Raw genomic sequence first — 25,297 nt, forward strand, 5'->3', positions numbered from 1 at the left:
ATTCGCTGCCCCCCGAGGGGGCTCCAGCCGCCTTGGGGCGGCCCGGCGGCGGCTGAGGAAAACGACATGGCCTTCTTCCTGGAAACCCTTTTGAACGGCCTGATGGCCGGCATGCTCTATTCGCTGGTGGCGCTGGGCTTCGTGCTGATCTTCAAGGCCTCAGGCGTGTTCAACTTCGCGCAGGGCGCCATGGTGCTGTTCGCGGCCCTGGCGATGGCGCGGTTTGCCGAATGGATCCCGCAGTGGACCGGCGTCGACAGCCTCTGGCTGGCCAACTCGGTGGCCTTCGTGCTGGCCGGTGCCGTCATGTTCGTGGTGGCCTGGGTGATCGAGCGCCTGGTGCTGCGCCACCTGGTCAACCAGGAAGGCGCCACGCTGCTGATGGCCACGCTGGGCATCACCTACTTCATGGAAGGCCTGGGCCAGACGATCTTCGGCAGCGACATCTACAAGATCGACATCGGCATGCCCAAGGACCCGATCTTCGCCTTCGACACCGTGTTCGAGGGCGGCATCCTGATCAACCAGGAAGACCTGTTTGCCGCGGCCATTGCCGCCGTGCTGGTGGCGGGGCTGGCGCTGTTCTTCCAGAAGACCGCCACCGGGCGCGCGCTGCGTGCCGTGGCCGACGACCACCAGGCCGCGCAGTCCATCGGCATTCCGCTCAACCGCATCTGGTTCATCGTCTGGTGCCTGGCCGGTGTGGTGGCCCTGGTGGCCGGGATGATCTGGGGCAGCAAGCTGGGGGTGCAGTTCTCGCTGGCCACCGTGGCCCTGCGTGCGTTGCCCGTGATCATCCTGGGCGGGCTGACCTCGGTGCCGGGCGCCATCATCGGCGGCCTGATCATCGGCGTGGGCGAAAAACTGTCCGAGGTCTACCTCGGCCCCTTTGTGGGCGGTGGCATCGAGATCTGGTTTGCCTATGTGCTGGCACTTGTTTTTCTTCTCTTCCGGCCCCAGGGGCTGTTTGGAGAGAAGATCATTGATCGCGTGTGAGGAACTGACACCATGTTCTACCGGGAAAACGGCCAGTTCAAGACCAGCTACCGCGCGGACCAGCAGATCTTCCCGATCCTGCAGGACCGCATCGCCATCGGCCTGCTGTTGCTGGCCGCCTTCGTGCTGGTGCCTGCGCTGGCCAGCGACTACCTGTTCCGCGCCATCCTGGTGCCCTTCCTGATTTTTTCTCTGGCGGCCATCGGAGTGAACATCCTGGTGGGCTACTGCGGCCAGATCTCGCTGGGCTCGGGCGCCTTCATGGCCGTGGGGGCCTACGGGGCGTACAACTTCTTCGTGCGCATCCCGGGCCTGCCCCTGATCCCCGCGCTGATCCTGGGCGGCCTGTGCGCCATGGCCTTCGGCATCCTGTTCGGCCTGCCCAGCCTGCGTGTCAAGGGCCTGTACCTCGCGGTGGCCACGCTGGCCGCGCAGTTCTTCGCCGACTGGATGTTCCTGCGCATCAAATGGTTCACGCTGGACACGCCTTCGGGCTCGGTCTCGGTCTCGAACCTGCAGGTCTTCGGCTGGCCGCTGGAGAGCGCGCTGAGCAAGTACTGGTTCTGCCTGGCCATCCTGGTGGTGGTGGCCCTGCTGGCCAAGAACCTGGTGCGCGGCGCCATCGGCCGCGAGTGGATGGCCATCCGCGACATGGACGTGGCGGCCGCGGTGATCGGCATCCGGCCCATGTACGCCAAGCTCAGCGCCTTCGCCGTGAGCTCCTTCATCGTCGGGGTGGCTGGCGCGCTGTGGGCCTTTGTCTACCTGGGCGCCTGGGAGCCGGCGGCTTTCTCGGTGGACTACTCCTTCCGCCTGCTCTTCATGGTGATCATCGGCGGGCTGGGCTCCATCATGGGCAGCTTCTTCGGCGCGGCCTTCATCGTGGTGCTGCCGATCGCGCTGAACCAGTTCCTGCCCCTGCTGATGGGCCTGTTCGGCATCGAGATTTCCACGGCCGGGATCTCGCATGCCGAGCTCATGATTTTCGGCGGCCTGATCGTCTGGTTCCTGATCGTGGAGCCGCACGGCCTGGCCAAGCTGTGGAGCATAGGCAAGCAGAAGCTGCGCCTGTGGCCTTTCCCCCATTGATTTGCGTACCGACCCCTTTCGAGTGTTCTTCCGCGTGCTTCACCCATAACCTACCTAGGAGACCAACCATGAAGCTTCGACAACTCGCCCTCGCCACTTCGCTGACGGCAGCCGCCCTCGCGGGCGCGCTCGGCGCTCCGGCCGCTTTCGCGCAGGCCAAGGAGCAGTTCATCCCGGTGCTGTCCTACCGCACCGGTCCCTACGCGCCCAACGGCGTGCCGTGGGCCAACGGCTACGTCGACTACCTCAAGCTGGTCAATGCGCGCGGCGGCATCAACGGCGTGAAGATCTCCTACGAGGAGTGCGAGACCGGCTACGACACCGCGCGCAGCGTCGAGTGCTACGAGCGCCTCAAGGGCAAGGGCGCCTCCCTGGTGCAGCCCCTGTCCACTGGCGCGACCTTCGCCATCACCGAGAAGGCCCCGGCCGACAAGATCTCCGTGGTGACGGTGGGTTACGGCCGCAGCGAAAGCGCCGACGGCACCGTGTTCAAGTGGAATTTCCCCATCGCCGGCACCTACTGGGTGGCGGCCGATGCGATCGTGCAGGCCATCGCCAAGAAGGAAGGCGGCCTGGACAAGCTCAAGGGCAAGAAGATCGCGCTGGTCTACCACGACAGCCCTTTCGGCAAGGAGCCCATCCCGCTGCTGCAGGAGCGCGCCGCGATGCATGGCTTCGCCTTGCAGCTGCTGCCGGTGACCGCGCCGGGCGTGGAGCAGAAGGCCACCTGGCTGCAGGTGCGCCAGAACCGTCCTGATTACGTGGCGCTGTGGGGCTGGGGCGTGATGAACAGCACGGCCATCAAGGAGGCGCAAGCCACCGGTTACCCGCGCGAGAAGATGTACGGCGTGTGGTGGGCCGGTGCCGAGCCGGACGTGAAGGACGTGGCCGACGGCGCCAAGGGCTACAACGCCGTGACCATGCAGCACGGCGCCGAGCCGCAGTCCAAGCTGGTCAAGGACGTGCTGTCCATGATCCACGCCAAGGGCCAGGGCACGGGCCCGAAGGATGAGGTGGGCCAGGTGCTGTACATGCGCGGCGCCATGAGCGCGATGCTGGGCATCGAGGGCATCCGCGCGGCGCAGGAGCGCTACGGCAAGGGCAAGGTCATGACCGGCGAACAGGTGCGCTGGGGCCTGGAGAACCTGAACCTCACGCAGGCCAAGCTGGACGCGCTGGGCTTCGCGGGCGTGATGCGCCCGATCAGCACCTCCTGTGTGGACCACATGGGCGCCTCCTGGGCCCGCATCCACACCTGGGACGGCAAGGCCTGGAAGTTCACGTCCGACTGGCTGCAGGCTGACGAGCAGATCATCAAGCCGCTGGTGAAGAGCACGGCGGCCAAGTACGCGGCGGAGAAGAAGCTGACACCGCGTACCCCGGCTGACTGCCAATCCTGAGGGATTGACAGTCATGCCGGGGCGCGGCGAGCCGCTGTATTGACGGCTCCCTCCCCGAACCCCTCCCTCCATGAGGGAGGGGCAGCGGCCCCGACCGGGGCCGCCAATCGAAAGGGCCGCTTGCGCGGGTCTTTCGATTGGTGAAAAGGCCAACCTATGGAAACGAAAAACATCGTCATCAACGTCAACGGCATCGAGGTCATCTACAACCACGTGATCCTGGTGCTCAAGGGCGTGTCGCTGCAGGTGCCCGAAGGGGGCATCGTGGCGCTGCTGGGGGGCAACGGCGCGGGCAAGACCACGACGCTGCGCGCCATCTCCAACCTGCTCAAGGGGGAGCGTGGCGAAGTGACCAAGGGGTCGATCGAGCTGCGCGGCGAGCGCATCGAGAACCTCACGCCGTCCGAGCTGGTGCAGCGCGGCGTGGTGCAGGTGATGGAGGGGCGGCATTGCTTCGCCCACCTGACCATCGAGGAAAACCTGCTGACCGGCGCCTACACGCGCAAGAGCAAGGCCGAGGTGGCCGCGGGCCTGGAGAAGGTCTACGCCTACTTCCCGCGCCTCAAGACACGCCGCAGCTCGCAGGCGGCCTACACCTCGGGTGGTGAGCAGCAGATGTGCGCGATTGGCCGCGCGCTCATGGCCAACCCCAGCATGGTGTTGCTGGACGAACCGTCCATGGGCCTGGCGCCGCAGATCGTGGAAGAGGTGTTCGAGATCGTCAAGGATCTGAACCAGAAGGAGCGCGTGACCTTCCTGCTGGCCGAGCAGAACACGAACATGGCGCTCAAGTACGCGGACTACGGCTACATCATGGAGTCGGGTCGCATCGTGATGGACGGCGTCGCCAGCGACCTGGCCAGCAACGAGGACGTGAAGGAGTTCTACCTCGGCATGGGCGGCGGCGAACGCAAGAGTTTCCGCGACGTCAAGAGTTACAAGCGCAGGAAGCGCTGGCTGGCATGAGGCTCCCCCCCGTAGCGGCCTGCGGCCGCCTCCCCCTCAGGGGGCAACGCCAGTGGCCCGGCGAAGCCGGTTCCACGGCGTTCCGCGTAGGGGCTCCTGCTGGCCTACAGGTCTGACTTCTGCACAGGGACGAACAATGAGCAAACACTACGACGCGCTCGAAACGCGCGACCCGGCGCAGCGCGAGGCGGCGCTGCTGGCCGCCTTGCCGGGCCATGTGGCACAGGCCCAGCATGCGGCCCCGGCTTTTGCCGAGATCCTGCGCGGTGTGGATGCCGCTGCCGTCACCACGCGCGCGGCCTTGGCCAGTTTGCCGGTGACGCGCAAACACGAGCTGCTGGAGCGCCAGCAGGCAGCCCGCGCGACGGATGCGAGCGACCCCTTCGGAGGGTTCTCGGCCATCGGCTGGCGCGGCCTGCTGCGCGGCACGGGGGCGCGACGCGTCTACCAGTCGCCCGGCCCCATCTACGAACCCGAGGGCCAGGCGGCCGACTACTGGCGCAGCGCGCGTGCTTTTGCCGCGGCCGGCTTCGAGGCCGGTGACCTGGTGCACAACTGCTTCAGCTACCACCTGACACCTGGCGCGTGGATCATGGAGGCCGGGGCCCAGGCCCTGGGCTGTACCGTCTTTCCCGGCGGGGTGGGCAATACCGAGCAGCAGCTGGCGGCCATCGCCGACCTGCGGCCCGTGGCCTATGCCGGCACGCCCAGCTTTCTCAAGATCCTGGTCGAAAAGGCACAGGAGGCGGGCGCGCCCCTTGCCATCACCAAGGCCCTGGTCAGCGGCGAGGCTTTTCCGCCCAGCCTGCGCGACTGGCTGGCCGAGCGCGGCATCACCGCCTACCAGTGTTACGCCACGGCCGACGCCGGCCTGATCGCCTACGAGACGCAGGCGCGTCAGGGCCTGGTGCTGGACGAGGGCATCGTCCTGGAGATCGTGCGACCGGGCACCGGCGACCCGGTGCCCGAAGGCGAGGTGGGTGAAGTGGTGGTCACGGTGCTCAATGCCGACTACCCGCTGATCCGCTTCGGTACGGGCGACCTCTCGGCCATCCTGGGCGGAACCTGCCCGAGCGGCCGCAGCAACACCCGCATCAAGGGCTGGCTTGGCCGCGCGGACCAGACCACCAAGGTGCGCGGCATGTTCGTGCACCCGGGCCAGATTGCCGAGATCGTCAAGCGCTACCCGGAGGTGGTGCGCGCGCGTCTGGTGGTGGCCGGCGAGATGGCCCAGGACACCATGACGCTCAAGGTCGAAACCGCCTGCAGCGGGCCGGGCGAACTGGCTCTGCGCATCGCCGAGACCGTGCGCGACGTGACCAAGCTGCGCGGCGAGGTTGAGCTGTTGCTGCCCGGCACCCTGCCCAACGATGGCAAGGTGATCGAGGATGCACGCAGTTACAAGTAAGTCGTCACTGGCGGGGTGCGGACCGCCAGGACTGACGGGGCCTGTACACACTTGAGCCGTAAGTGGGGGCCGGCCCTACGTATTTTCCGCTCTGGCGGGCGAGACCGGCGGGATTAGACTTGATTCCAATCTTTGGAGGAACCTTCATGAAACGTCTGCTTCTGCTCGCCGCTGCTGTCGCCGCCTTCGCGGCCCAGGCAGAGTCCTTCCCCGGCTCCAAGCCCATCACCATCGTCGTGCCTTTCTCGGCCGGCGGCCCGACCGACCGCGTGGCCCGCGACCTGGCCGAAGCCATGCGCAAGCCCCTGGGTGGCGTGACGCTCGTGGTGGACAACGCCGCCGGCGCCGGCGGCTCCATCGGTGCCAACAAGGTGGCCAAGGCCTCACCCGATGGCCACACCCTGCTGCTGCACCACATCGGCATGGCCACCATGCCCACCCTGGTGCGCAACCTGCCCTTCAAGGTCCAGAGCGATTTCGAGTACCTCGGCATGGTCAACGACGTGCCCATGACCCTGATCGGCCGCCCCAGCCTGCCGGCCAACAACTACAAGGAGCTGTCGGCCTGGATCAACGAGAACAAGGGCAAGATCAACCTGGGCAATGCCGGCATCGGCGCCGCCTCGCACCTGTGCGGCCTGATGTTCCAGAACGCGCTGAAGGTCGACATGACCACCGTGCCCTATAAAGGCACCGCACCGGCCATCACCGACCTGATCGGCGGGCAGATCGACCTGCTGTGCGACCAGACCACCAACACCACCAGCCAGATCGAGGGCAAGAAGGTCAAGGCCTATGCCGTGACCACGGCCAAGCGCCTGACGACGCCGGCCCTCAAGGACCTGCCCACGCTCAATGAGGCCGGCCTCAAGGGTTTCGAGGTGACGATCTGGCACGGCCTGTACGCGCCCAAGGGCACCCCGGCCGACGTGGTGGCCAAGCTCAATGCGGCACTCAAGGCCGCCCTGAAGGACCCGGACTTCATCAAGAAGCAGGAGGGCCTGGGCGCGGTGGTGGTGAACGACAAGCGCGTCGAACCGGCCGAGCACAAGAAGTTCGTGGCCGCCGAGATTGCCAAGTGGAGTCCGGTTTTGAAGGCGGCTGGGGTTTACGCGGACTGATCGTTCCGTTTTACGCCGCTGCGTGAAGAGGCCGCCGTCAGGTGGCTTTTTCTTTTTCTGGCGTTCGAGTTTTGCTGTCGTGGCGTTGCCGGGATGTGCCCCCGGCAGGGCAGTAACTTTCTTTTGCTTCGCCAAAAGAAAGTCACCAAAGAAAAGGCGAGCCGGGTGCGTCGTCCCTGCGCTGCGCTACGGGCACGCTGCGTTGCTCGGCCAGGGCGGGAAGCGCAGAAACTCGCCCTGCGGGCTCAGACATCTGCGCTTCTTTCTCCGCCCTGCCCTGCGCTACTCGCCTCCGCACACGGCAAGGGGAAACGAAAACCAATACCCTAGCCCAAAACAACAAGGACGCGCCATGGCGCGTCCTTGTGGGGTCCGGCTGTTCAGATCCCCTAGCCGTGTGGCAGGGCTGAGCAGCGCAGCAGCGGGCGGATCAGGGCGGGCGTTGTCTGAGCGCAGCGAGTTCAGCCCGACCCCGCCCGATGCGAGCAGCGCAAGGAACCCCGCAGGGGCCCTGACTTCGGCTGCCCTTCTCTTTGGTGACTTTCTCTTGGGCAAGCAAGAGAAAGTTACTGCGCTGTCGGGCGCACATCCCGACACTGCCGCGCAGTCATGGCTGCTTCTTGAAAGCAGTAGCCAAAGCGACAAACAACCCAGCAACCCGAGGCAAACCCTAAGCCACAGCCGCAAACCAGGGCCTACACTGGCCCACATCAGACCCAGGAGACACACCCATGCGCAAACTCTTCGCCTCGAACCGTCGCCATCTCCTCGCCGCTGCCGCCGGCACGGCCCTGCTGGCCCTGGCGCCAGCTGCGCAGGCCCAGGAGGCCTGGCCCAACAAGCCGGTCAGGATCGTCGTGCCCTTCGCGCCCGGCGGCACCACCGACATCCTGGCGCGCGCCATGGCGCCGGAGCTGACCAAGGCCTTTGGCCAGCCCTTCGTGGTGGACAACCGCGGTGGTGCCGGCGGCAACGTGGGCGCGGACATCGTGGCCAAGTCGCCGGCCGATGGCTATACCCTGCTGATGGGCACGGTGGGCACGCACGGCATCAACAAGGCGCTGTACGCCAAGCTGCCCTACGAGCCGCAGAAGGATTTCGCGCCCATCACCCTGGTGGCCGGTGTGCCCAATGTGATGGTGATGAACGCCGACAAGGCCCGGGCGCTGAACATCAACAACGTGGCTGATTTCATCAAGTACGCCCGCGCCAACCCGGGCAAGCTCAACATGGCTTCCAGCGGCAACGGCACGTCCATCCACCTGGCGGGTGAGCTGTTCAAGTCCATGACCGGCATCTTCATGACGCACATCCCCTATCGCGGCTCCGGTCCGGCGCTCCTGGACATGGTGGGCGGCAATATGGACGTGATGTTCGACAACCTGCCCTCAAGCATGCCCCACATCAAGTCGGGCAAGCTCAAGGCCTTTGCCGTGACCAGCGGCCAGCGTTCGACGGCGCTGCCGGACACCCCGACGGTGGAGGAGGCGGGCAAGCTCAAGGGCTTCGAGGCCAGCAGCTGGTTCGGCCTGCTGGCGCCGGCCGGCACCCCGCCCGACATCGTCAACCGCATCCAGCAGGAAGTGGCCAAGTCGCTGAACACGCCGGCCATCAAGGAAAAACTGCAGGCCCAGGGTGCCATTCCCGGCGGCATGTCGCCGCAGGAGTTCACCCGTTTCATCGACGCCGAGCACAAGAAGTGGGCCGCCGTCGTGAAAGCCTCCGGCGCGAAGGTTGACTAGGCCCCAGGCTGCGCTCCCTTCGTTCGCTAACCGCCGTGGGGCCTTGTCCAGAGGTCAAAGCTCTTCGACCTGTCCAAGCCTGCGCAGGCAGGCTTGGAGCCGCAGGTCTCAGACTCCCTTGTAGGGGGCAAGGCCAATGGTCCGGCGAAGCCGGTTCCACGGCGTTCCGCGATTGGGTGATTCTCAGGCGTGGCGCATCGGCGTCGACGTGGCGCCGGGCTACACCCCCCAGACGATTTCCCTGTCGACTTGCTGGCAGCGGCGCAGCATGTCGATGAAGGGCGCGGCGCGCTGGCGCAGGGAGATGTCCTCGGCTTTCAGGGGCTCTTCACCACGGGCCACGGCTTCTTCCCTTGCGCCCGTCAACCGGGCTTCCTCTTGCTGGATGGCCGCCTCCAGCGCGGCGATGGCCGCTGCCATGTCGGCCGGTTGCAGGATGCCCTGCTTTTCGTCCACGGGCTTGCCGATGAGCTGCAGCATGCGCCGGCCGTTGGGCTCGAGCATGATGAGGTCGGCGGTGGCGCGGGATTTGAACTTGTAGAGCATGGAGCTCGCGCTGTGTGGCCGCGGCGCCCCTGATCAGCCCAGCGACTCGATCAGGTCGATGTAGTCCTGCATGGCCTGGTCGTTGCTCTTGCCCTTGTGCGCGTTCCAGGCATCCCACTTGGCGCGGGCCACCATATCGGTGAAGCTGGGGCGCGAGCCGGCGGCGTCGCCTTCGGTGGCCTGCTTGTAGAGGGAATAGATCTTGAGCAGGGTCGCGTTGTCGGGGCGTTCGCTCAGGTCTTTGGACGCGGCGACGGCGGCTTCGAAACGGGCTTTCAGGTCACTCATGTGAGGCTCCGGGTTTTCGGTGGAATGGTAGGCGCGCAGCAACTGCCGCAGATGGGCCTGCTGCGCGGGAACCAGATAGGGTAGCAGCAAACCGAGCGCATGCCCGGCGCCGCGCAGCACCGCGGCCTGCAGGCCCTCGGGTTCCAGCGCGTGGCGCGGGTCCAGCGCGTACTCGAAACTCAACCAGTAGCTCAGCAGCACCACCTGGCGCGTGGCCAGGCCGGCGGCATCTTCGGCCTCGATCTGCAGCGCACCGCTGCCCTGCAGCCGGGCCAGCAGGGTGCCCAGGGCGACGGTCTGGTCGTGCAGGGCCTGCTGGATGCCGGCTTCGAGCCGGCGGTTGCGGCTGAGCAGCAGGTTGAGGTCGCGGTAGAGGAAGCGGTAGTCCCAGATGCGCTCGAACAGGCTGTGCATGAAAAACCAGGCGCCCTCCACGTCGCGCACGTCCCCGGCCGCCGGCAGCAGGCCGGCCAGGGCCTGTTCGTACTGCTCGAACAGGGCGTTGACCAGGCCGTCCTTGGCCGGGTAGTGGTAGTAGAGATTGCCCGGGCTGATGCCCAGTTCGCCGGCGATCTGGGTGGTGGAGACGTTGGGCTCGCCGTAGCGGTTGAACAGCGCCAGCGCCACTTCCTGGATGCGCTGGGCGGTGCGGCGCGGCGCCTTTTTGGCCATCGCCCCGCCCTGTCAGCCGGTTCTCTTGCGTGCCGCCGCCTTGCGCGGGGTCGCCTTCTTGGCGGGCGCCGCCTTTTTGACCGGGGCGCTGCGGGGCGCGCGGGACGACAGCAGCTTCTCCAGTTCGGCCAGGCGGGCGTTCAGCAATTGCACGTCGCGTGCCGAGGGCATGCCCAGGCGCTGCAGGGCACGCGCCACACGGTCCTCGAACAGGCCTTCGAGCTTGTCCCACTGGCCGGTGGCCCGGTCGCCGATCTCGTGCGCCAGGCTGCTGACCTTCTGGCTGGCCTCGGCCAGCTTGCCCTCGGCCGTGGTCTGTGCCTTGCGCTGCATGGTCAGGCCTTCCTGCACCAGGGCTTCGAAGACCTTGCCGCCTTCCTGCTGGGCCTTGGTGAAGGCGCCCAGGCCGGCCAGCCAGATCTGGTGGGCCGAGTCGCGCACCGGGTCGGCGGCGGAGGACGGGGGGGCACTGCGCGGGGTCGATTTGCTGCTCATGGTGCTTTGCTCCTGAAGGGCCGGTATGGACGGGACTGTACGCCCACTCGGTCCGGCGCGCCAGTGCCCGGGGGCGGGCTCTGCCGGGGTGCCCATGCGATAAACTCGAAGGTCCAAACACAGCCTGGGGTCCGCATGCGGTGGGCCAACCCGGCCACAGGGGATTCCATGATTCTTGTCACCGGCGGCGCAGGGTTTATCGGCGCCAACTTCGTGCTCGACTGGCTGGCTCAGAGCGACGAGCCGGTGCTCAACCTCGACAAGCTGACCTACGCGGGCAACCTGGAAAACCTGGCCTCGCTGCAGGGCGACAAGCGCCATGTCTTCGTGCAGGGCGATATCGCCGATGGCGCCCTGCTGGCGCGCCTGCTGGCCGAGCACCGGCCGCGCGCCGTGGTCAACTTCGCCGCCGAATCCCACGTGGACCGCTCCATCCACGGCCCGGAAGATTTCATCCAGACCAATATCGTCGGCAGCTTCCGTCTGCTGGAGGCCGTGCGGGCCTACTGGGGTGGCCTGGACGAGGCGGGCCAGGCGGCGTTCCGTTTCCTGCACGTTTCCACCGACGAGGTCTACGGCTCGCTGGCTCCTGGAGAGCCGGCCTTCACCGAACAGCACCGCTACGAGCCCAACAGCCCTTACAGCGCGAGCAAGGCCGCCAGCGACCACCTGGTGCGAGCCTACCACCATACCTATGGCCTGCCAGTGCTCACCACCAACTGCAGCAACAACTACGGCCCCTACCATTTCCCCGAGAAGCTCATCCCGCTGATGATCGTCAACGCCCTGGCGGGCAAGCCGCTGCCGGTCTACGGCGACGGAATGCAGATCCGCGATTGGCTCTACGTCAAGGACCACTGCAGTGCCATCCGCCGCGTGCTGGCCGCCGGCCAGCTGGGCGAGGTCTACAACGTGGGCGGCTGGAACGAGAAGCCCAATATCGAGATCGTGCAGACCCTGTGCGCCCTGCTGGACGAGCTGCGCCCGCGCGCTGACGGCAAGTCCTACCGCGAGCAGATCAGCTACGTGAAGGATCGCCCGGGCCATGACCGGCGCTACGCCATCGACGCGCGCAAGCTCGAGCAGGCGCTGGGCTGGAAGCCCGCCGAGACCTTCGAGACCGGCATCCGCAAGACCGTGGCCTGGTATCTGGCGCACCCGGACTGGGTGGCGCACGTGCAAAGCGGCAGTTACCGCGACTGGGTCCAGAAGCAGTACGCCTGACACGTGCGGAAAGCCCAGGCATGAAAATTCTGTTGCTCGGCAAGAACGGCCAGGTCGGCTGGGAGTTGCAGCGTTCCCTGGCCGTGCTGGGCGAGGTGGTGGCGCTGGACCGGCATGGCGCTGACGGCTTGTGCGGTGATTTGCTGGACCCGCCGGGGCTGGCGCGCACCGTGCAGGCGGTGAAGCCGCAGGTCATCGTCAATGCCGCCGCCTACACCGCCGTGGACAAGGCAGAGAGCGAAGCTGCGCTGGCGCACGCCATCAATGCGCAGGCCTTGGAGGTGCTGGCACGGGAAGCCGCGCGCCAGCAGGCCTGGCTGGTCCACTACAGCACCGACTATGTGTTCGACGGCAGCGGCAGTGCGCCCTGGAAAGAGACCGACGCCACGGCGCCCCTGAGCGCCTACGGCCGCAGCAAGCGCGAAGGCGAGCTGGCCATTGCCGCCAGTGCCTGCCGCCACCTGATCTTCCGCACCAGCTGGGTCTATGGCGCGCGCGGCGGCAATTTTGCGAAGACCATGTTGCGCTTGGCGACCGAGCGCGAACAGCTCAATGTGATCGACGACCAGATCGGTGCGCCCACCGGCGCCGATTTGCTGGCCGACGTGACGGCCCATGCCATCCGGCACGTGTTGCCCCCCATGCGCCGCAACGATCTCACCCTCTCGGGCATCTATCACCTTGCGGCGGCAGGCGAGACCAGCTGGCATGGGTATGCGCGTTTCGTGCTGCAGCAGGCGCAAGTGGCCGGCCGGGTGCTGAAGGCGGGTCCGGAGCTGGTGCTGCCGATCCCGACTGTGGCCTATCCGACCCCGGCCAAACGGCCCCACAATTCACGTCTGGACACCACGCTGCTGCAAAACACCTTCGGCCTGACGCTGCCGCACTGGCAGGACGGGGTGAGGCGCATGTTGGCAGAAGCCCACTGAGGACCTTTCGAGAGAGCGAGCATGACACAACGCAAGGGCATCATCCTGGCCGGCGGCTCCGGCACCCGGCTGCACCCGGCCACCCTGGCCATGAGCAAGCAGCTGCTGCCGGTCTACGACAAGCCCATGGTCTATTACCCGCTGACCACCCTGATGCTGGCGGGCATGCGTGACATCCTGCTGATCAGCACGCCGCAGGACACGCCGCGCTTTTCGCAACTGCTGGGTGACGGCAGCCAGTGGGGCCTGAACCTGCAGTACGCCGTGCAGCCCAGCCCCGACGGCCTGGCGCAGGCCTTCATCATCGGTGAATCCTTCGTAGGCAACAGGCCTAGCGCGCTGGTGCTGGGCGACAACATCTACTACGGGCATGACTTCCACGGGCTGCTGGGCGCCGCGGATGTGAAAACCAGCGGTGCCACCGTCTTTGCCTACCACGTGAACGACCCCGAGCGCTACGGCGTGGTGGCCTTCGATGCGCAGGGCAAGGCCAGCAGCATCGAGGAAAAACCCAAGGTTCCGAAGAGCAACTACGCCGTTACCGGCCTGTATTTCTACGACCAGCAGGTGGTGGACATCGCCAAGGCCGTCAAGCCCAGTGCCCGTGGCGAACTCGAGATCACGACCGTCAACCAGATGTATCTGGACCGCGGCGAGCTCAACGTGCAGATCATGGGGCGCGGCTACGCCTGGCTGGACACGGGAACCCACGACAGCCTGCTGGAGGCCAGCCAGTTCATCGCCACGCTGGAACACCGCCAGGGCCTGAAGATCGCCTGCCCGGAAGAGATTGCGTGGCGCCACGGCTGGATCGGTGACGAGCAACTCGAGAAACTGGCCCAGCCGCTGGCCAAGAACGGCTATGGCCAGTACCTGCTGCGCCTGTTGAAGGAAAAATGCCCGGTTTGACCGGGGCGTGCATACCATGCGAACCATTCCCACGGCCATTCCGGATGTGCTCATCATCGAACCCAAGGTGTTCGGTGACGCACGTGGCTTCTTCTTCGAGAGCTACAACGAAAACGCTTTTGCCCAGGCCACAGGCCTGAAGGTGAGCTTTGTACAGGACAACCACAGCCGTAGTGCCAAGGGTGTCTTGCGCGGCCTGCACTACCAGCTGAAGCAGGCGCAGGGCAAGCTGGTGCGCGTGGTGCGCGGCAGCGTGTACGACGTGGCGGTTGACCTGCGCAAGGGTTCCCCCACCTTTGGCCGCTGGGTCGGGGCTGAGTTGAGCGAGGACAACCAGCGCCAGATGTGGGTGCCGGCTGGCTTTGCCCATGGTTTTCTGGTCACCAGCGAGTCGGCCGATTTTTTGTACAAAACCACCGATTACTACGCGCCGGAGCAGGAGCGTTGCATCGCGTGGAACGACCCGGCCATCGGCATCCAGTGGCCCCTGGAGGCGGCGCCGGCGCTGTCGGGCAAGGACCAGCAGGGACTGCTGCTGGCGCAGGCCGAGGTGTACGCATGAGCGTCGTCATCCATCCTGTCATCCTCTGCGGTGGCAGCGGCACGCGCCTGTGGCCCCTCTCGCGCCAAGCCTTTCCCAAGCAGTTCATCCCGCTGCTGGGTGACAAGTCGCTGCTGCAGCTCACGCTGGAGCGCGTGGCACCGCTGGCCCAGGGCCAGGCCGAGGCCATCACCTGCGTGGCGGCCGAGGCGCACCGTTTCCTGGTGGCCGATGTGGCGACGCAGGCCGGCCTGTCCGTGCGCCAGATCCTCGAGCCGCAGGCCAAGAACACCGCGGCGGCCATGGCGCTGGCTGCGCTGGCGGCGCCCGCAGACGCCTTGCTGCTGTTCTGCCCGGCCGACCACCACATCCCCGATGCCGCGGCCTTTTGCGCCATGGTGCAGGGTGCGGCGCCCGCGGCGCAGTCGGGCCGGCTGGTGACTTTCGGTGTGTTGCCCAGTTTTCCCAGCACCGCCTACGGCTACATCCAGAAGGGTGTGGCGGCCGGCGCCGGCTTCGAGGTGGCCCGTTTCGTCGAGAAGCCGGCCCAGGACAAGGCCCTCGAATTCCTGGCCAGCGGCCAGTACCTCTGGAACGCGGGCATCTTCCTCATGCGCGCTGCAGATCTGCTGCAGGCCTTGCAGACGCACGCCCCCGACATCCTGGACGTCTGCCGCCAGTCTATGCGGGCGCCGCAGCGTGATGGTCTTTTCCTGCGGCCCGACGCCCAGGTCTTCGCGGGCTGCCGCAGCCAGTCCATCGACTACGCCGTGATGGAGCGTGCCGGCAACGTCAGTGTCTACCCTTTCGCCGGCATCTGGAGCGACGTCGGCAGCTGGAACGCCGTGGCGCAGCTGGCCGAGCCGGATACCGACGGCAACCGCACGGGCGGCGAGGCGCGCCATGCCCACCATCTGCGTGCGAAAGACACCTATATCCACGCGGGCGGCCAGCGTCCCGTGGTCGCGCTGGGGACGCAGGGCCTGCTGGTCATCGACACGCCGGATGCCCTGCTGGTGGTCGACCCGTCCCACGCCGAGGCCGTGAAGGAAGTGGTGGCCAAGCTGGAGACGCTGGACGCGACCCAGGCCGTGCAGCACCGCCGTGTGGCGCGCCCCTGGGGTTGGTATGACAGCATCGACATGGGGGAGCGCTTCCAGGTCAAGCGCATCTTGGTCAAGCCCGGCGCTTCGCTGTCGCTGCAGAAACACCACCATCGCGCTGAGCACTGGGTGGTGGTCAGCGGCACGGCCGAGGTGACCAATGGCGAGCAGGTGATGGTTTTGGGCGAAAATGAGAGCACCTATATCCCCATCGGGCGGGTGCACAGGCTGGCCAACCGCGGCCAGGTGCCGTTGGAGATCATCGAAGTGCAGAGCGGCTCTTACCTGGGCGAGGACGACATCGTGCGCTACGAAGACAGCTACGGTCGCATACAGGGTGACGCCGGGGAAAAACAAGGATAGATATAAATGAATCTGGACAAGCAGAAGATCGCCGTCATCGGCCTGGGCTATGTGGGCCTGCCCCTGGCCGTTGAGTTCGGCAAGCACCGGGAGGTGCTGGGTTTCGACATCAACGCGGCACGCGTGGCAGAGCTGCAATCGGGCAAGGACAGCACGCTGGAAGTGACGTCCGAGGAATTGACCCATGCGCGCCACCTGCGTTACTCGACCAACCTGGAGGATCTGCGCGCCTGCAAGGTTTTTATCGTCACGGTGCCCACGCCGGTAGACCAGGCCAACCGCCCCGACATGACGCCCCTGGTCAAGGCCAGCGAGACCGTGGGCAAGGTGTTGTCCAGTGGGGGCGTGGTGATCTATGAATCCACGGTGTACCCGGGCGCCACCGAAGAAGTCTGTGTGCCCGTCCTGGAAAAGCTTTCAGGCTTGAAATTCAACCAGGATTTTTTCTGTGGCTACAGCCCCGAGCGCATCAACCCGGGTGACAAGGTCAACACCCTGACCAAGATCAAGAAGATCACCAGCGGCAGCACGCCCGAGGTGGCCGATGCCGTCGATGCGCTCTACCGCAGCATCATCACAGCCGGCACCCACAAGGCCAGCAGCATCAAGGTGGCCGAAGCCGCCAAGGTGATCGAGAACACGCAGCGCGACCTGAACATTGCCTTGATCAACGAGCTGTCGGTCATCTTCGCCCGGCTGGGCATCGACACGCTGGACGTACTGGAGGCCGCGGGCAGCAAGTGGAATTTCCTGCCCTTCCGCCCGGGCCTGGTCGGCGGGCATTGCATCGGTGTCGACCCCTACTACCTGACGCACAAGGCCGAAGAGGTGGGCTACCACCCCCAGGTCATCCTGGCTGGCCGTCGCATCAACGACAACATGGCGCGCTACGTGGCGCGCAACACCATCAAGCTCATGCTGCAGAACGGCCTGGACGTGCCGCGCTGTCGCGTGGGGGTGCTGGGCGTGACCTTCAAGGAAAACTGCCCCGACATTCGCAACAGCAAGGTGGTCGACATGGTGCGCGAATTCGAGGCCTGGGGGGTGGAGGTCGTGGTGGCCGACACCTGGGCCGACGTCGACGAGGTGCGGCACGAGTACGGCCTAAAGCTTGGTGTGATCGATGCGGCAAATCCCGTAGATGCACTGGTTGTCGCGGTCGGGCACAACGAATACCGGCACGCTCAGCTGCAGGGTCTGCGCGACCTGTGCCGTGGCAGCAGGCCCGTGTTGGCCGATGTGAAGAGCCTGTTTGACCGCCATGCGGCGGCGGCCACCGGCTTTACCGTATTCAGACTGTGAGCCTCTCGATGAACACCTCCCCAATTACCCAGCGCAAGATCCGCTTCGCCCTGGTGGGCTGCGGCCGGATCTCGAAGAATCATTTCGATTCGATCCGCCAGCATGCCGACCATGCCGAGCTGGTGGATGTCTGCGACATCGATCCCGCGGCCCTGCAAAAGGCCGTCCAGGTGACCGGCGCCGCCGGTCACGCCAGCCTGGCAGCGATGCTGCAGAAGACCACGGCCGACTGCGTCATCCTGACCACGCCCAGCGGCATCCACCCGCAGCAGGCCATCGAGGTGGCCCGCACCGGGCGTCACGTGCTCAGCGAGAAACCCATGGCCACCAAGTGGGAGGACGGCGTACGCATGGTGCGCGCCTGTGAAGAGGCCGGGGTGCATCTTTTTGTCGTCAAGCAGAACCGGAAGAACGCCACGCTGCAGCTGCTCAAGCAGGCGGTGAGCCAGAAGCGTTTCGGCCAGATCTACATGGTCACCCTCAACGTGTTCTGGCAGCGTCCGCAAATCGGCTATTACGACCAGGCCAAATGGCGCGGCACCTGGGAGCTCGACGGGGGTGCCTTCATGAACCAGGCCAGCCACTATGTGGACCTGCTCGAATGGCTGATCGGCCCTATCGATTCCCTGCACGCCTACACCGCCACGCTGGCGCGCGACATCGAGGCGGAAGACAGCGGTGTGCTGAGCGTGCGTTGGCGCAACGGCGCCCTGGGCTCGCTCAACTGCACCATGCTGACCTATCCCAAGAACCTGGAAGGTTCCATCACCATCCTGGGCGAGAAGGGGACGGTGCGCGTGGGCGGCGTCGCCGTGAACGAGATCCAGGAATGGCAGTTCGCTGACAGCGACCCCAACGACGAAAAGATCAAGGCGGCCAGCTATGAGACCACCAGTGTCTACGGCTTTGGCCATCCCTTGTATTACCGCAACGTGATCGACGTCCTGCGCGGCGAGGCCGAGCCTGATGTCGACGGCCGTGAGGGCCTGAAATCGCTGGAAGTCCTGATCGCCGCCTACCGCTCGGCGCGCGACGGTGTGCGTGTCGGCCTGCCGCTGGAGCTGTGATGGGCGCGAACTACACCGTCCATCCCTCGGCCATCGTCGACGAAGGTGCGCAGATCGGCGAAGGCAGCCGCGTCTGGCACTGGGTGCACATCTGCTCGGGTGCGCGCATCGGCCGCGCCTGCTCTTTCGGCCAGAACGTCTTCGTTGGCAACGACGTGCTCATCGGCAACAACGTCAAGGTCCAGAACAACGTCAGTGTCTACGACGCGGTGACGCTGGAGGACGACGTGTTCTGCGGCCCCAGCATGGTGTTCACCAACGTCTACAACCCGCGCAGCGCCGTGACCCGCAAGGACGAGTACCGTCGCACCTTGATCCGCCGCGGGGCAACACTGGGGGCCAATTCCACCATCGTCTGCGGCGTGACGGTGGGGCAATACGCCTTTGTCGGGGCTGGCGCGGTCGTCAACCACGACGTGCCGGACTACGCCCTGATGGTGGGCGTGCCCGCGCGCCAGATCGGCTGGATGAGCCAGCACGGCGAGCGCCTGGATCTGCCGCTGGGCGGCAACGCCGAAACCGTCTGCGTGCAGACAGGCAAGCGCTACGAGCTGCGCGACGGCCAGTGTCGTCTCGTGGCTTGACCCGGAACAGGAAACAGCCAGCATGGAATTCATCGACCTCAAGAGCCAGTACCAGCGGCTCAAGCCCCAGATCGACGCCGGCATCCAGCGTGTGCTGGACCACGGCCAGTACATCCTCGGCCCCGAAGTGGCTGAGCTGGAGGAGAAGCTGGTCGCCTATACCGGCGCGAAATATTGCATCACTGTTGCGAATGGCACGGATGCGTTGCAGATTGCCTTGATGGCGCTGGGTGTCGGCCCGGGCGACGAGGTCATCACCCCCGGTTTCACCTACATCGCTACGGCCGAGACCGTGGCCTTGCTGCGGGCCAAGCCGGTCTACGTGGACATCGACGCGCGCACCTACAACCTTGATCCAACCTTGCTTGAGGCCGCCATCACGCCGCGTACCAAGGCCATCATCCCGGTCAGCCTGTACGGCCAGTGCGCGGAGTTCGACACCATCAACGCCATTGCTGCCCGGCACGGTATCCCAGTCATCGAGGACGCGGCGCAGAGCTTCGGCGCCAGTTACAAGGGACGGAAAAGCTGCAATCTGACGACCATCGGGTGTGCCAGTTTTTTCCCGAGCAAGCCGTTGGGCTGTTACGGTGACGGCGGTGCGATCTTCACGAGCGATGATGAGTTGGCCAAGGTGCTGCGCCAGATCGCCCGCCACGGCCAGGACCGGCGCTACCACCACGTGCGGGTCGGTGTGAACAGCCGGCTCGACACTATCCAGGCGGCGATCCTGCTGCCCAAGCTGGCCGTTCTGGACGAGGAGTTGGGGCTCAGGCAAGAGGTTTCCGGGCGATACGCTGGGCTGCTGGCTCAAACGGGCATCAAGGGCCCGTATGTCGAGCCGCACAATATCAGCGCCTGGGCGCAGTACACGGTGGAGATTGGCGAGCGCGACGCTACCCAGGAACGACTGAGGTTGATGGGGATCCCCACTGCGGTTCACTACCCGATACCTCTGAATCGTCAGCCGGCAGTGAAGGATCCGGACGCCAAGTTGCCGGTAGGGGATGCCGTGGCAACGAGAGTCATGAGTTTGCCCATGCACCCATTCCTGGATCCGAAGACGCAGGAGCAGATCATTTCGGGGTTGGTGGGCAGCCTGCCGTGACGGCGTCCTGTGGCTGAGTTGGGCATCTGCTTCGGAACTTGCGTTCTCATGCAATGAAGATCCCTATCCTTTCCATCATGTCTGGCGGGGCGGTGGCGCAGGCTGTGCAGTTGCTTGCCTACCCGCTTGTCGCAAGGCTCTATGCCCCGGAGGATTTCGGCGTATTTTTCCTGCTGGTGAGCGTCATCTCGATTTCGATGACGATATTTACGCTTCAGCTGGAGGCGGCCATCCTGGCGGGAAGAAAGAGCCACATCCAGATTCTTGGCTACGTGGCATTCTGGGTCCTGCTTGCGGCGGTGGTCTTCTATGCGCTGCTGCTTTTATTGCTTGGCGAGTGGTTTCTTCGTGCCAGCAACATCGCCTGGGACGTCGGGTACGTCATGTGGTATGTGCCGCTGGGCTTGTTTGTCCACGGCTTGTATGCGCTATCTGTTTCGAGAACCGTCAGGCAGAAGAGATACAGCCGGCTCGCGATAAGCCACGTGACGCTCGCACTCTCAACGGTCGTCGTGCAGATATTGCTGGGCTACTTTGCGCTTGGGGTCGTTGGTTTGCTGGTGTGCGACTTCATTGCCCGCGTGCTGGGGTTGCTTGTCTTGAACCCCCCACGGGATGACTGGCGGATTCGGGGGTTCAGCAAGTCTGCTGTTGTCAAGGTGCTGGCGCGCTACAAAAGATTCCCGCTGCTTTTGGCGCCAGCCGCCGTGTTAAATGTGGCGAGTCAGAATATCCAGAGTATCTGCTTCCCGTACTTCTTCGGGGCGGGCCAGGCCGGCCAGCTGGGCTTGGCAAACAAGCTGGTTTCAGCGCCGGTTGGCCTGGCGTCAAGCGCGGCGGGCCATGTTTTTACCGGCGAATTTGCCGCCTCGCCAACGCAGGAACAGCAAAGAAAAATTGTCATGGACGCGCTGTATTACCTGACAGCAATAGCGCTCCCGTTGTGTTCGTGCTTCGCTTTTGCTTCCGAAGCGCTCCTGGTCCATGCGCTGGGTGCGAAGTGGGAGTTGGTCGGAACGTACGCAGCGATATTGTCATTGGGGCTGGCAGCCTCGTTGGTGGTCTCGCCGATCAGCAACATCGTCGTCATCAAGAACTCCCTTTCAATTGCGATCATTTTCTCCGTTGCCGAACTCGTGGTGAGGTCGCTCCCATACGTTCTGATGCTGGTGTTCGATGGCTTTTCGGCGACCATGGTCGTTTTTGCCATCTCGTTTGGCAATCTCTTCTTGTATGGGGCTGCGCTTCTCAGGTTTTCTCGTCTGGTGGATATTCATCTCGCTGACTATCTTGCGCGCGTCAGGTCGCTAGTTCTGGCGTGGATGCTTTGCTTTGCCCCGCTGGCTGCTGCTTATGTATTTGCGCTGAAGCCCCTGATGCTGTTTGGTGTGATGCTCGGCGGGCTGGCGGTCTACTTCTCGTATGTGATCGGGAAGCACGTCAGGGGGCTGCGCTGAAGCCCTGACCCGTCACGGAGATGATGAGCATCCGATGATGCAGTGCTCGCGGGAGGGGGCGGTCGTTGGCGTGCTTTGCAATGACGCGGGGCTTTGCCATTCGTTGGGTCATGCCAAGGTGCATCATAAAATGCCTGCGGTGTACGGGCAACAGGAACAAGTTCGAAAAGTGGAGCAGGAGAAACCAACAATATTCGTGCTGACAGCAAGCTACCCTTATTCGGTGGCGGCTGAAAGAACGTTTCTCGAGCCGGAAATCGAGCGCTTTGTCAGGAAGTTCTCAAAGGTCGTGATCGTCCCGCAAGATGTGAGTGGCTTGTGCAGTCAAGTGCCGGCTGGGGCGCATGTGGATATTTCACTGGCGAAAAGTCTTTCGAAACCGGCACGAAGCTCATTGTTGTTGAGAGGGTTGTTCTCTCTGACGCTGTATCGGGAGATACAAAGCAACTTATGGCTGCTGCTGCGTCCCAAGACACTTTTGCGCACGGCGGTTTTCCTTGGCCGCGCCAAGGTGATCGGTCAATGGGTCGAGCGTACCGTCCTCTCCGGTGAGCGCCGTAGCGGCGGCCTGCTGTTTTACAGCTTTTGGCTGGATGTCTCTGCGCTGGGCGTCGGCATCATGCGATCGCGTGCCCATGTGCCCCTGGGTGTGGTGGCCCGGGCGCATGGTGGCGATCTGTATGCGGAGCGGCACACACCTCAATACATTCCCTTCCAGGAGCGGACGATTGACCTGCTCGATTGGGTTTCGCCGGATTCAATGGGGGGTACCGAGTACTTGAGGCGCAAATACCCCCAACATGCCGAGAAAATCTGGCCAGCACTGTTGGGGACCGATGACCCCGGGTTTGCCGCAACAGCCTCCGGCGACGGGACGGTCAGGGTTGTTTCGTGCGCATTTCTGGTTGAGGTGAAGCGTATCGACTTGCTGGTTCGGGGGGTGGCGGAGCTCTCAAGGCGAACGCTAGGATTATCTGTTGAATGGGTTCACTTCGGAGATGGGCCCATGCATGCCGAAATAAAAGGGTTGGCAGAAGCCATACTTCCGTCGAACGTGCGGTGGCAGCTGATGGGGCATGTAGACACAGGCACGATTTACAAGTGGTACAGAGAGAACCCGGTTGACGTCTTTGTCAACGTCAGCAGCTCAGAGGGGACGCCCGTTTCCATTATGGAAGCCATCAGCTGCTCCATCCCGGTGGTGGCCACCGCCGTGGGTGGCAACAAGGAGATCGTCTCGGCAGGGAATGGAGTGCTCTTGAGCCACCACCCGGAGCCGACTGAGATTGCAGAAGCCATCGAGGCGGTTTGCCTGAGCCCCAAGAGCCGGCTTGCACTCCGGGAGGGAAGTCGCGCCATGTGGGATGCGAACTACAACGCAGGCAAGAACTACACCGACTATGCGAATCGCCTCATCGAACTGGTCGCGCGGCTTGCCTTGAAGCCTTCGGATAAGAAGTGATCGAGGGGTGCCTAGGCTGCCTGAACGTAGTCCAGTATGGACCGGAAGTTGTGCGAGATGTACGAATTCAACCTTTCAATATCTGCGCGTGAGTATTCTGCTTCGGCGGACTGGCGATGTGATATTTGCAGGTTGGGATGGTGGCGTGAAAAGCTGGTCACCAGGTCGGCGATTCTGGTGGTTGTGCCCGTGCCGATGTTGATGATGGCCGGCAATTTTGGGATGCCTGAGAGCTTCGCGATGATTTCGGCGACATCATCGACATGAACGAAGTCCCTGTGTGCGCGCCCCTGGTTGTTCAATGTGAAAGGCTTGGACGTCACCAGTGCCTGATGCAGATGGTGCAGTACTGAGAACCTGTCGTTTCCGCCGAAGATGTTGAACACACGCAGTATCGTGTAGTCGATCTTGTTGGCTTGGCAGTATGCTTCGGTCAGCCTTTCGGAGAGGAGTTTTGCGATTCCGTTGGCGGAAAGTGGCTGCGTTGCCGATGACTCATGGCTTGAAGTCGTATCCCCATAAACGGCGCAGCTACTGACGAAGAACAGCCTGGGGATGCCCCACTTCCCGGCCCATTCCAGTACTTCGGCGAGGGCTCTTGTATTGGAGTCGATGAAGGTGGTTGGGTGTTGCGAGAGTGGAGTTGTCAGGTCGCCGGCCGCATGGATAATTAAATCGGTGCCGGGGTTGTTCTCTTGTCGCAGTTTTGGCCAGTTGCTGCGATCGGCGGCAACAATGTCAAAGGCATTGGTTCTCTGAATCGCATGGCCGAGATTGCCACGCGCTCCCGTAAGCAGGCACCGCAATTTTTTTTGTTCGATTCGTGGAGTCATTGGATATTCTGAAATGGGAGCTGATGATGCGTAAGGCTCGATCCGTCGGGGCGATAAAATTGCAATGGAAGGCGGGCAATCTCAAAACAAATCCCGCGAGGGCTGGCGTCACATCGGGGCCTGGATTCCATCGTAACGCCTCCAGTATTGTCTGCCAATCGATGCGTGGTTGGCATGTCGACCCTGGCGGTGCATTTGATCACAATCACTAGATGACATTCATAGCATGATAGCCATTCTTGACTATGGCGTTGGCAACATTTCGTCTGTATGCAGCATGCTGAGGAAAGCAGGCGCCGAGACGCAAGTGACTTGTCGTGCCAGTGAAATTCTGGCGGCAGACAAGCTCCTGTTGCCCGGAGTCGGGCACTTCGACCATGGGATGAAGATGCTGAATGCTTCGGGGCTGCGTGAGACGCTGGACCAGTTCGCGCTGGAGCTGAAGCGCCCGGTGCTTGGCATTTGCCTGGGCGCGCAAATTCTTGGCAGGGGCAGTGAAGAGGGGGATGCCGCCGGACTCGGCTGGATCGACATGGAATGTCATAAATTCCAGGCCATGCCGGGCATACGCGTGCCGCACATGGGGTGGAACCAGATCGTGCGCAAGAAGTCTTCGCCTCTGCTGGACAAGATGAGTGAGGACGCCCGGTTCTATTTCGTCCATTCGTACAAGATGCACTGCGCAGATGCCGGGGACGTGCTTGCGACAGCCACTCACGGCGTCGAGTTCACGTGCGCGGTTCAGCGGGGGAATATCTTCGGGACCCAGTTCCATCCGGAAAAGTCCTTGCGCCACGGCCTGGCCTTGATGAAGGCGTTTGTCGAGATGCAGCCCACATGAACAAGACGCGCGTCATTCCGGTCCTGCTGCTGCGGGGAAAGGGCCTGGTCAAGACTGTGAAGTTCAAGGACCCCAAGTACATCGGGGACCCCATCAACTCGGTCCGGATCTTCAACGAGAAGGAGGTCGATGAACTGGTGTTCGTCGACATCACGGCCACGCCCGAAGGCCGGGGCCCGGATTTCGATCTGCTGGCCGATATCGCAGGCGAGGCCTTCATGCCCATGGCCTACGGGGGCGGGATCACGACACTGGAGCAGGTCCAGCGGATCTTCGCCCTGGGCTTTGAGAAGGTCGTCATCGATACGGCGGCTTATACCGCGCCGCAATTGATCCGTGATGCTGTCGCGATCTACGGTTCCCAGAGCATCGTCGGGTGCGTCGATGTCCGACGCACCCTCCTGGGGCGTTATGAACTCAGTTCCCATGCCGGGAAGACCAGGCAGCCGCTCGGCCTGAAAGAGCATGTCGTGGAACTGGAGCGACTCGGCGTGGGGGAAATCATCGTCAATGCCGTGGACCGGGACGGAACCCAGTCGGGTTACGACCTCAAGCTGATCCGCGAGGTGTCGTCGGCGGTCAGTGTCCCCGTGGTCGCGTGTGGTGGCGCCTCGGGCATCGACGACTTTGTCGCTGCGGTGCATGAGGGCGGGGCCTCCGCAGTGGCGGCGGGCAGCCTGTTCGTGTTTGTCGGGCCGCATCGGGCCGTCCTCATCAATTACCCGGCGCGCACGGAGCTGGCCAAGCGCTTGCCGTAAGTCCGGGCTGGCCTGTCGTGGCACAAAGGCGGCGCTTCGCTTCGCGGATAATCAGGCCGTGGATGGGTAGATCCACATCCGCACCGAACCCCC

Annotated in this window: 24 protein-coding genes and 1 pseudogene; 20 read left to right on the forward strand and 5 right to left on the reverse strand. The window is 64.1% G+C overall.

All coding sequences use genetic code 11. The annotated features are described in order from the left end of the window. Nucleotides 1-66: 66 nt before the first annotated feature. The 7 genes from AC1RRP_RS06220 (at nt 67) to AC1RRP_RS06250 (ending at nt 8,722) form a co-directional block, all read left to right on the forward strand. Complete coding sequence (locus AC1RRP_RS06220; protein WP_493034273.1) at nt 67-996, forward strand: branched-chain amino acid ABC transporter permease; 930 nt, start codon at nt 67-69, stop codon at nt 994-996. 12 nt (nt 997-1,008) lie between these two features. Continuing rightward, nucleotides 1,009-2,085, forward strand: coding sequence for a branched-chain amino acid ABC transporter permease (locus AC1RRP_RS06225; protein ID WP_493034275.1), 1,077 nt, complete (start codon nt 1,009-1,011; stop codon nt 2,083-2,085). Nucleotides 2,086-2,153: 68 nt separating this feature from the next. After that, the gene (locus tag AC1RRP_RS06230; RefSeq protein ID WP_493034277.1) at nt 2,154-3,485 is read left to right on the forward strand and encodes an ABC transporter substrate-binding protein; all 1,332 of its coding nucleotides are present in this window, start codon (nt 2,154-2,156) and stop codon (nt 3,483-3,485) included. Between the two features lie 156 nt (nt 3,486-3,641). Then, complete coding sequence (locus AC1RRP_RS06235) at nt 3,642-4,451, forward strand: ABC transporter ATP-binding protein (RefSeq protein WP_493034278.1); 810 nt, start codon at nt 3,642-3,644, stop codon at nt 4,449-4,451. Nucleotides 4,452-4,587: 136 nt separating this feature from the next. Further along, nucleotides 4,588-5,859 (forward strand): phenylacetate--CoA ligase family protein, encoded by a 1,272-nt coding sequence (locus AC1RRP_RS06240; RefSeq protein WP_493034280.1) that lies wholly within the window; start codon nt 4,588-4,590, stop codon nt 5,857-5,859. 146 nt (nt 5,860-6,005) lie between these two features. Then, on the forward strand, nt 6,006-6,980 hold the full coding sequence (locus AC1RRP_RS06245) for a tripartite tricarboxylate transporter substrate-binding protein (protein WP_493034282.1): 975 nt from the start codon (nt 6,006-6,008) through the stop codon (nt 6,978-6,980). A 731-nt stretch (nt 6,981-7,711) separates the two neighbouring features. Then, nucleotides 7,712-8,722: a Bug family tripartite tricarboxylate transporter substrate binding protein gene (locus AC1RRP_RS06250; RefSeq protein WP_493034283.1), complete on the forward strand. Its 1,011-nt coding sequence runs from the start codon at nt 7,712-7,714 to the stop codon at nt 8,720-8,722. 219 nt (nt 8,723-8,941) lie between these two features. Here AC1RRP_RS06250 and AC1RRP_RS06255 read toward each other — a convergent pair whose 3' ends face one another. The 4 genes and pseudogenes from AC1RRP_RS06255 to AC1RRP_RS06270 all read right to left on the reverse strand — a co-directional run bounded on the left by AC1RRP_RS06255 (nt 8,942) and on the right by AC1RRP_RS06270 (nt 10,723). Next, nucleotides 8,942-9,268: a DUF1840 domain-containing protein gene (locus AC1RRP_RS06255; protein WP_493034286.1), complete on the reverse strand. Its 327-nt coding sequence runs from the start codon at nt 9,266-9,268 to the stop codon at nt 8,942-8,944. Nucleotides 9,269-9,301: 33 nt separating this feature from the next. Beyond that, nucleotides 9,302-9,556 (reverse strand): acyl-CoA-binding protein, encoded by a 255-nt coding sequence (locus tag AC1RRP_RS06260; RefSeq protein ID WP_493034884.1) that lies wholly within the window; start codon nt 9,554-9,556, stop codon nt 9,302-9,304. A gap of 18 nt (nt 9,557-9,574) precedes the next feature. Continuing rightward, nucleotides 9,575-10,228 (reverse strand): annotated as a pseudogene (locus tag AC1RRP_RS06265) (TetR/AcrR family transcriptional regulator); the annotation flags it as partial. Nucleotides 10,229-10,240: 12 nt separating this feature from the next. Next, nucleotides 10,241-10,723, reverse strand: a complete 483-nt coding sequence (locus tag AC1RRP_RS06270) for a phasin family protein (protein WP_493034290.1) — start codon at nt 10,721-10,723, stop codon at nt 10,241-10,243. Nucleotides 10,724-10,891: 168 nt separating this feature from the next. Between AC1RRP_RS06270 and rfbB the strand changes: the two genes are divergently transcribed. The 11 genes from rfbB to AC1RRP_RS06325 are packed head-to-tail and all read left to right on the forward strand — an operon-like array spanning nt 10,892 to nt 22,772. Further along, entirely contained in the window at nt 10,892-11,947 is a 1,056-nt protein-coding gene (rfbB, locus tag AC1RRP_RS06275; protein WP_493034292.1) for a dTDP-glucose 4,6-dehydratase, read from the forward strand. Between the two features lie 20 nt (nt 11,948-11,967). Next, nucleotides 11,968-12,876 carry a dTDP-4-dehydrorhamnose reductase gene (gene rfbD / locus AC1RRP_RS06280; RefSeq protein WP_493034293.1) on the forward strand — a complete coding sequence of 303 codons (909 nt, stop codon included), beginning with the start codon at nt 11,968-11,970 and terminating at the stop codon, nt 12,874-12,876. A 21-nt stretch (nt 12,877-12,897) separates the two neighbouring features. Further along, a complete protein-coding gene (rfbA, locus tag AC1RRP_RS06285) occupies nt 12,898-13,785 on the forward strand; it encodes a glucose-1-phosphate thymidylyltransferase RfbA (protein WP_493034295.1) in 888 nt (295 codons plus the stop codon). 16 nt (nt 13,786-13,801) lie between these two features. Further along, nucleotides 13,802-14,347 (forward strand): dTDP-4-dehydrorhamnose 3,5-epimerase, encoded by a 546-nt coding sequence (gene rfbC, locus AC1RRP_RS06290; protein WP_493034297.1) that lies wholly within the window; start codon nt 13,802-13,804, stop codon nt 14,345-14,347. Further along, on the forward strand, nt 14,344-15,792 hold the full coding sequence (locus tag AC1RRP_RS06295; RefSeq protein ID WP_493034300.1) for a mannose-1-phosphate guanylyltransferase/mannose-6-phosphate isomerase: 1,449 nt from the start codon (nt 14,344-14,346) through the stop codon (nt 15,790-15,792). Before rfbC ends, AC1RRP_RS06295 begins: the two co-directional genes overlap by 4 nt. 6 nt (nt 15,793-15,798) lie before the next feature. Next, nucleotides 15,799-17,094, forward strand: a complete 1,296-nt coding sequence (locus AC1RRP_RS06300; protein WP_493034302.1) for a nucleotide sugar dehydrogenase — start codon at nt 15,799-15,801, stop codon at nt 17,092-17,094. 8 nt (nt 17,095-17,102) lie between these two features. Continuing rightward, nucleotides 17,103-18,161: a Gfo/Idh/MocA family protein gene (locus AC1RRP_RS06305; protein WP_493034304.1), complete on the forward strand. Its 1,059-nt coding sequence runs from the start codon at nt 17,103-17,105 to the stop codon at nt 18,159-18,161. Continuing rightward, a complete protein-coding gene (locus AC1RRP_RS06310; protein WP_493034306.1) occupies nt 18,161-18,745 on the forward strand; it encodes an acyltransferase in 585 nt (194 codons plus the stop codon). The genes AC1RRP_RS06305 and AC1RRP_RS06310 overlap by 1 nt, the downstream gene beginning before the upstream one ends. A 22-nt stretch (nt 18,746-18,767) precedes the next feature. After that, the gene (locus AC1RRP_RS06315; RefSeq protein ID WP_493034308.1) at nt 18,768-19,853 is read left to right on the forward strand and encodes a DegT/DnrJ/EryC1/StrS family aminotransferase; all 1,086 of its coding nucleotides are present in this window, start codon (nt 18,768-18,770) and stop codon (nt 19,851-19,853) included. A gap of 53 nt (nt 19,854-19,906) precedes the next feature. Continuing rightward, nucleotides 19,907-21,310: an oligosaccharide flippase family protein gene (locus AC1RRP_RS06320; protein WP_493034311.1), complete on the forward strand. Its 1,404-nt coding sequence runs from the start codon at nt 19,907-19,909 to the stop codon at nt 21,308-21,310. Nucleotides 21,311-21,344: 34 nt separating this feature from the next. Then, on the forward strand, nt 21,345-22,772 hold the full coding sequence (locus AC1RRP_RS06325; protein WP_493034314.1) for a glycosyltransferase: 1,428 nt from the start codon (nt 21,345-21,347) through the stop codon (nt 22,770-22,772). Nucleotides 22,773-22,783: 11 nt separating this feature from the next. Here AC1RRP_RS06325 and AC1RRP_RS06330 read toward each other — a convergent pair whose 3' ends face one another. Further along, complete coding sequence (locus AC1RRP_RS06330; RefSeq protein WP_493034317.1) at nt 22,784-23,605, reverse strand: NAD-dependent epimerase/dehydratase family protein; 822 nt, start codon at nt 23,603-23,605, stop codon at nt 22,784-22,786. A gap of 226 nt (nt 23,606-23,831) precedes the next feature. Here AC1RRP_RS06330 and hisH point away from each other — a divergent pair, with 226 nt between their 5' ends. Further along, nucleotides 23,832-24,446, forward strand: a complete 615-nt coding sequence (gene hisH / locus AC1RRP_RS06335) for an imidazole glycerol phosphate synthase subunit HisH (protein ID WP_493034319.1) — start codon at nt 23,832-23,834, stop codon at nt 24,444-24,446. Beyond that, on the forward strand, nt 24,443-25,204 hold the full coding sequence (locus AC1RRP_RS06340; protein WP_493034322.1) for an AglZ/HisF2 family acetamidino modification protein: 762 nt from the start codon (nt 24,443-24,445) through the stop codon (nt 25,202-25,204). The genes hisH and AC1RRP_RS06340 overlap by 4 nt, the downstream gene beginning before the upstream one ends. Nucleotides 25,205-25,297 lie beyond the last annotated feature (93 nt).

This window comes from Hylemonella sp. GW821-FHT12C09 (genome assembly GCF_058807395.1).

What these genes read in the sequence shown, in the direction of transcription:
- AC1RRP_RS06220 (WP_493034273.1), top strand. Translation starts at nt 67, where the DNA reads ATGGCCTTCTTCCTGGAAACCCTTTTGAACGGCCTGATGGCCGGCATG.
- AC1RRP_RS06225 (WP_493034275.1), top strand. Translation starts at nt 1,009, where the DNA reads ATGTTCTACCGGGAAAACGGCCAGTTCAAGACCAGCTACCGCGCGGAC.
- AC1RRP_RS06230 (WP_493034277.1), top strand. Translation starts at nt 2,154, where the DNA reads ATGAAGCTTCGACAACTCGCCCTCGCCACTTCGCTGACGGCAGCCGCC.
- AC1RRP_RS06235 (WP_493034278.1), top strand. Translation starts at nt 3,642, where the DNA reads ATGGAAACGAAAAACATCGTCATCAACGTCAACGGCATCGAGGTCATC.
- AC1RRP_RS06240 (WP_493034280.1), top strand. Translation starts at nt 4,588, where the DNA reads ATGAGCAAACACTACGACGCGCTCGAAACGCGCGACCCGGCGCAGCGC.
- AC1RRP_RS06245 (WP_493034282.1), top strand. Translation starts at nt 6,006, where the DNA reads ATGAAACGTCTGCTTCTGCTCGCCGCTGCTGTCGCCGCCTTCGCGGCC.
- AC1RRP_RS06250 (WP_493034283.1), top strand. Translation starts at nt 7,712, where the DNA reads ATGCGCAAACTCTTCGCCTCGAACCGTCGCCATCTCCTCGCCGCTGCC.
- AC1RRP_RS06255 (WP_493034286.1), bottom strand. Translation starts at nt 9,268, where the DNA reads ATGCTCTACAAGTTCAAATCCCGCGCCACCGCCGACCTCATCATGCTC.
- AC1RRP_RS06260 (WP_493034884.1), bottom strand. Translation starts at nt 9,556, where the DNA reads ATGAGTGACCTGAAAGCCCGTTTCGAAGCCGCCGTCGCCGCGTCCAAA.
- AC1RRP_RS06270 (WP_493034290.1), bottom strand. Translation starts at nt 10,723, where the DNA reads ATGAGCAGCAAATCGACCCCGCGCAGTGCCCCCCCGTCCTCCGCCGCC.
- rfbB (WP_493034292.1), top strand. Translation starts at nt 10,892, where the DNA reads ATGATTCTTGTCACCGGCGGCGCAGGGTTTATCGGCGCCAACTTCGTG.
- rfbD (WP_493034293.1), top strand. Translation starts at nt 11,968, where the DNA reads ATGAAAATTCTGTTGCTCGGCAAGAACGGCCAGGTCGGCTGGGAGTTG.
- rfbA (WP_493034295.1), top strand. Translation starts at nt 12,898, where the DNA reads ATGACACAACGCAAGGGCATCATCCTGGCCGGCGGCTCCGGCACCCGG.
- rfbC (WP_493034297.1), top strand. Translation starts at nt 13,802, where the DNA reads ATGCGAACCATTCCCACGGCCATTCCGGATGTGCTCATCATCGAACCC.
- AC1RRP_RS06295 (WP_493034300.1), top strand. Translation starts at nt 14,344, where the DNA reads ATGAGCGTCGTCATCCATCCTGTCATCCTCTGCGGTGGCAGCGGCACG.
- AC1RRP_RS06300 (WP_493034302.1), top strand. Translation starts at nt 15,799, where the DNA reads ATGAATCTGGACAAGCAGAAGATCGCCGTCATCGGCCTGGGCTATGTG.
- AC1RRP_RS06305 (WP_493034304.1), top strand. Translation starts at nt 17,103, where the DNA reads ATGAACACCTCCCCAATTACCCAGCGCAAGATCCGCTTCGCCCTGGTG.
- AC1RRP_RS06310 (WP_493034306.1), top strand. Translation starts at nt 18,161, where the DNA reads ATGGGCGCGAACTACACCGTCCATCCCTCGGCCATCGTCGACGAAGGT.
- AC1RRP_RS06315 (WP_493034308.1), top strand. Translation starts at nt 18,768, where the DNA reads ATGGAATTCATCGACCTCAAGAGCCAGTACCAGCGGCTCAAGCCCCAG.
- AC1RRP_RS06320 (WP_493034311.1), top strand. Translation starts at nt 19,907, where the DNA reads ATGAAGATCCCTATCCTTTCCATCATGTCTGGCGGGGCGGTGGCGCAG.
- AC1RRP_RS06325 (WP_493034314.1), top strand. Translation starts at nt 21,345, where the DNA reads ATGATGCAGTGCTCGCGGGAGGGGGCGGTCGTTGGCGTGCTTTGCAAT.
- AC1RRP_RS06330 (WP_493034317.1), bottom strand. Translation starts at nt 23,605, where the DNA reads ATGACTCCACGAATCGAACAAAAAAAATTGCGGTGCCTGCTTACGGGA.
- hisH (WP_493034319.1), top strand. Translation starts at nt 23,832, where the DNA reads ATGATAGCCATTCTTGACTATGGCGTTGGCAACATTTCGTCTGTATGC.
- AC1RRP_RS06340 (WP_493034322.1), top strand. Translation starts at nt 24,443, where the DNA reads ATGAACAAGACGCGCGTCATTCCGGTCCTGCTGCTGCGGGGAAAGGGC.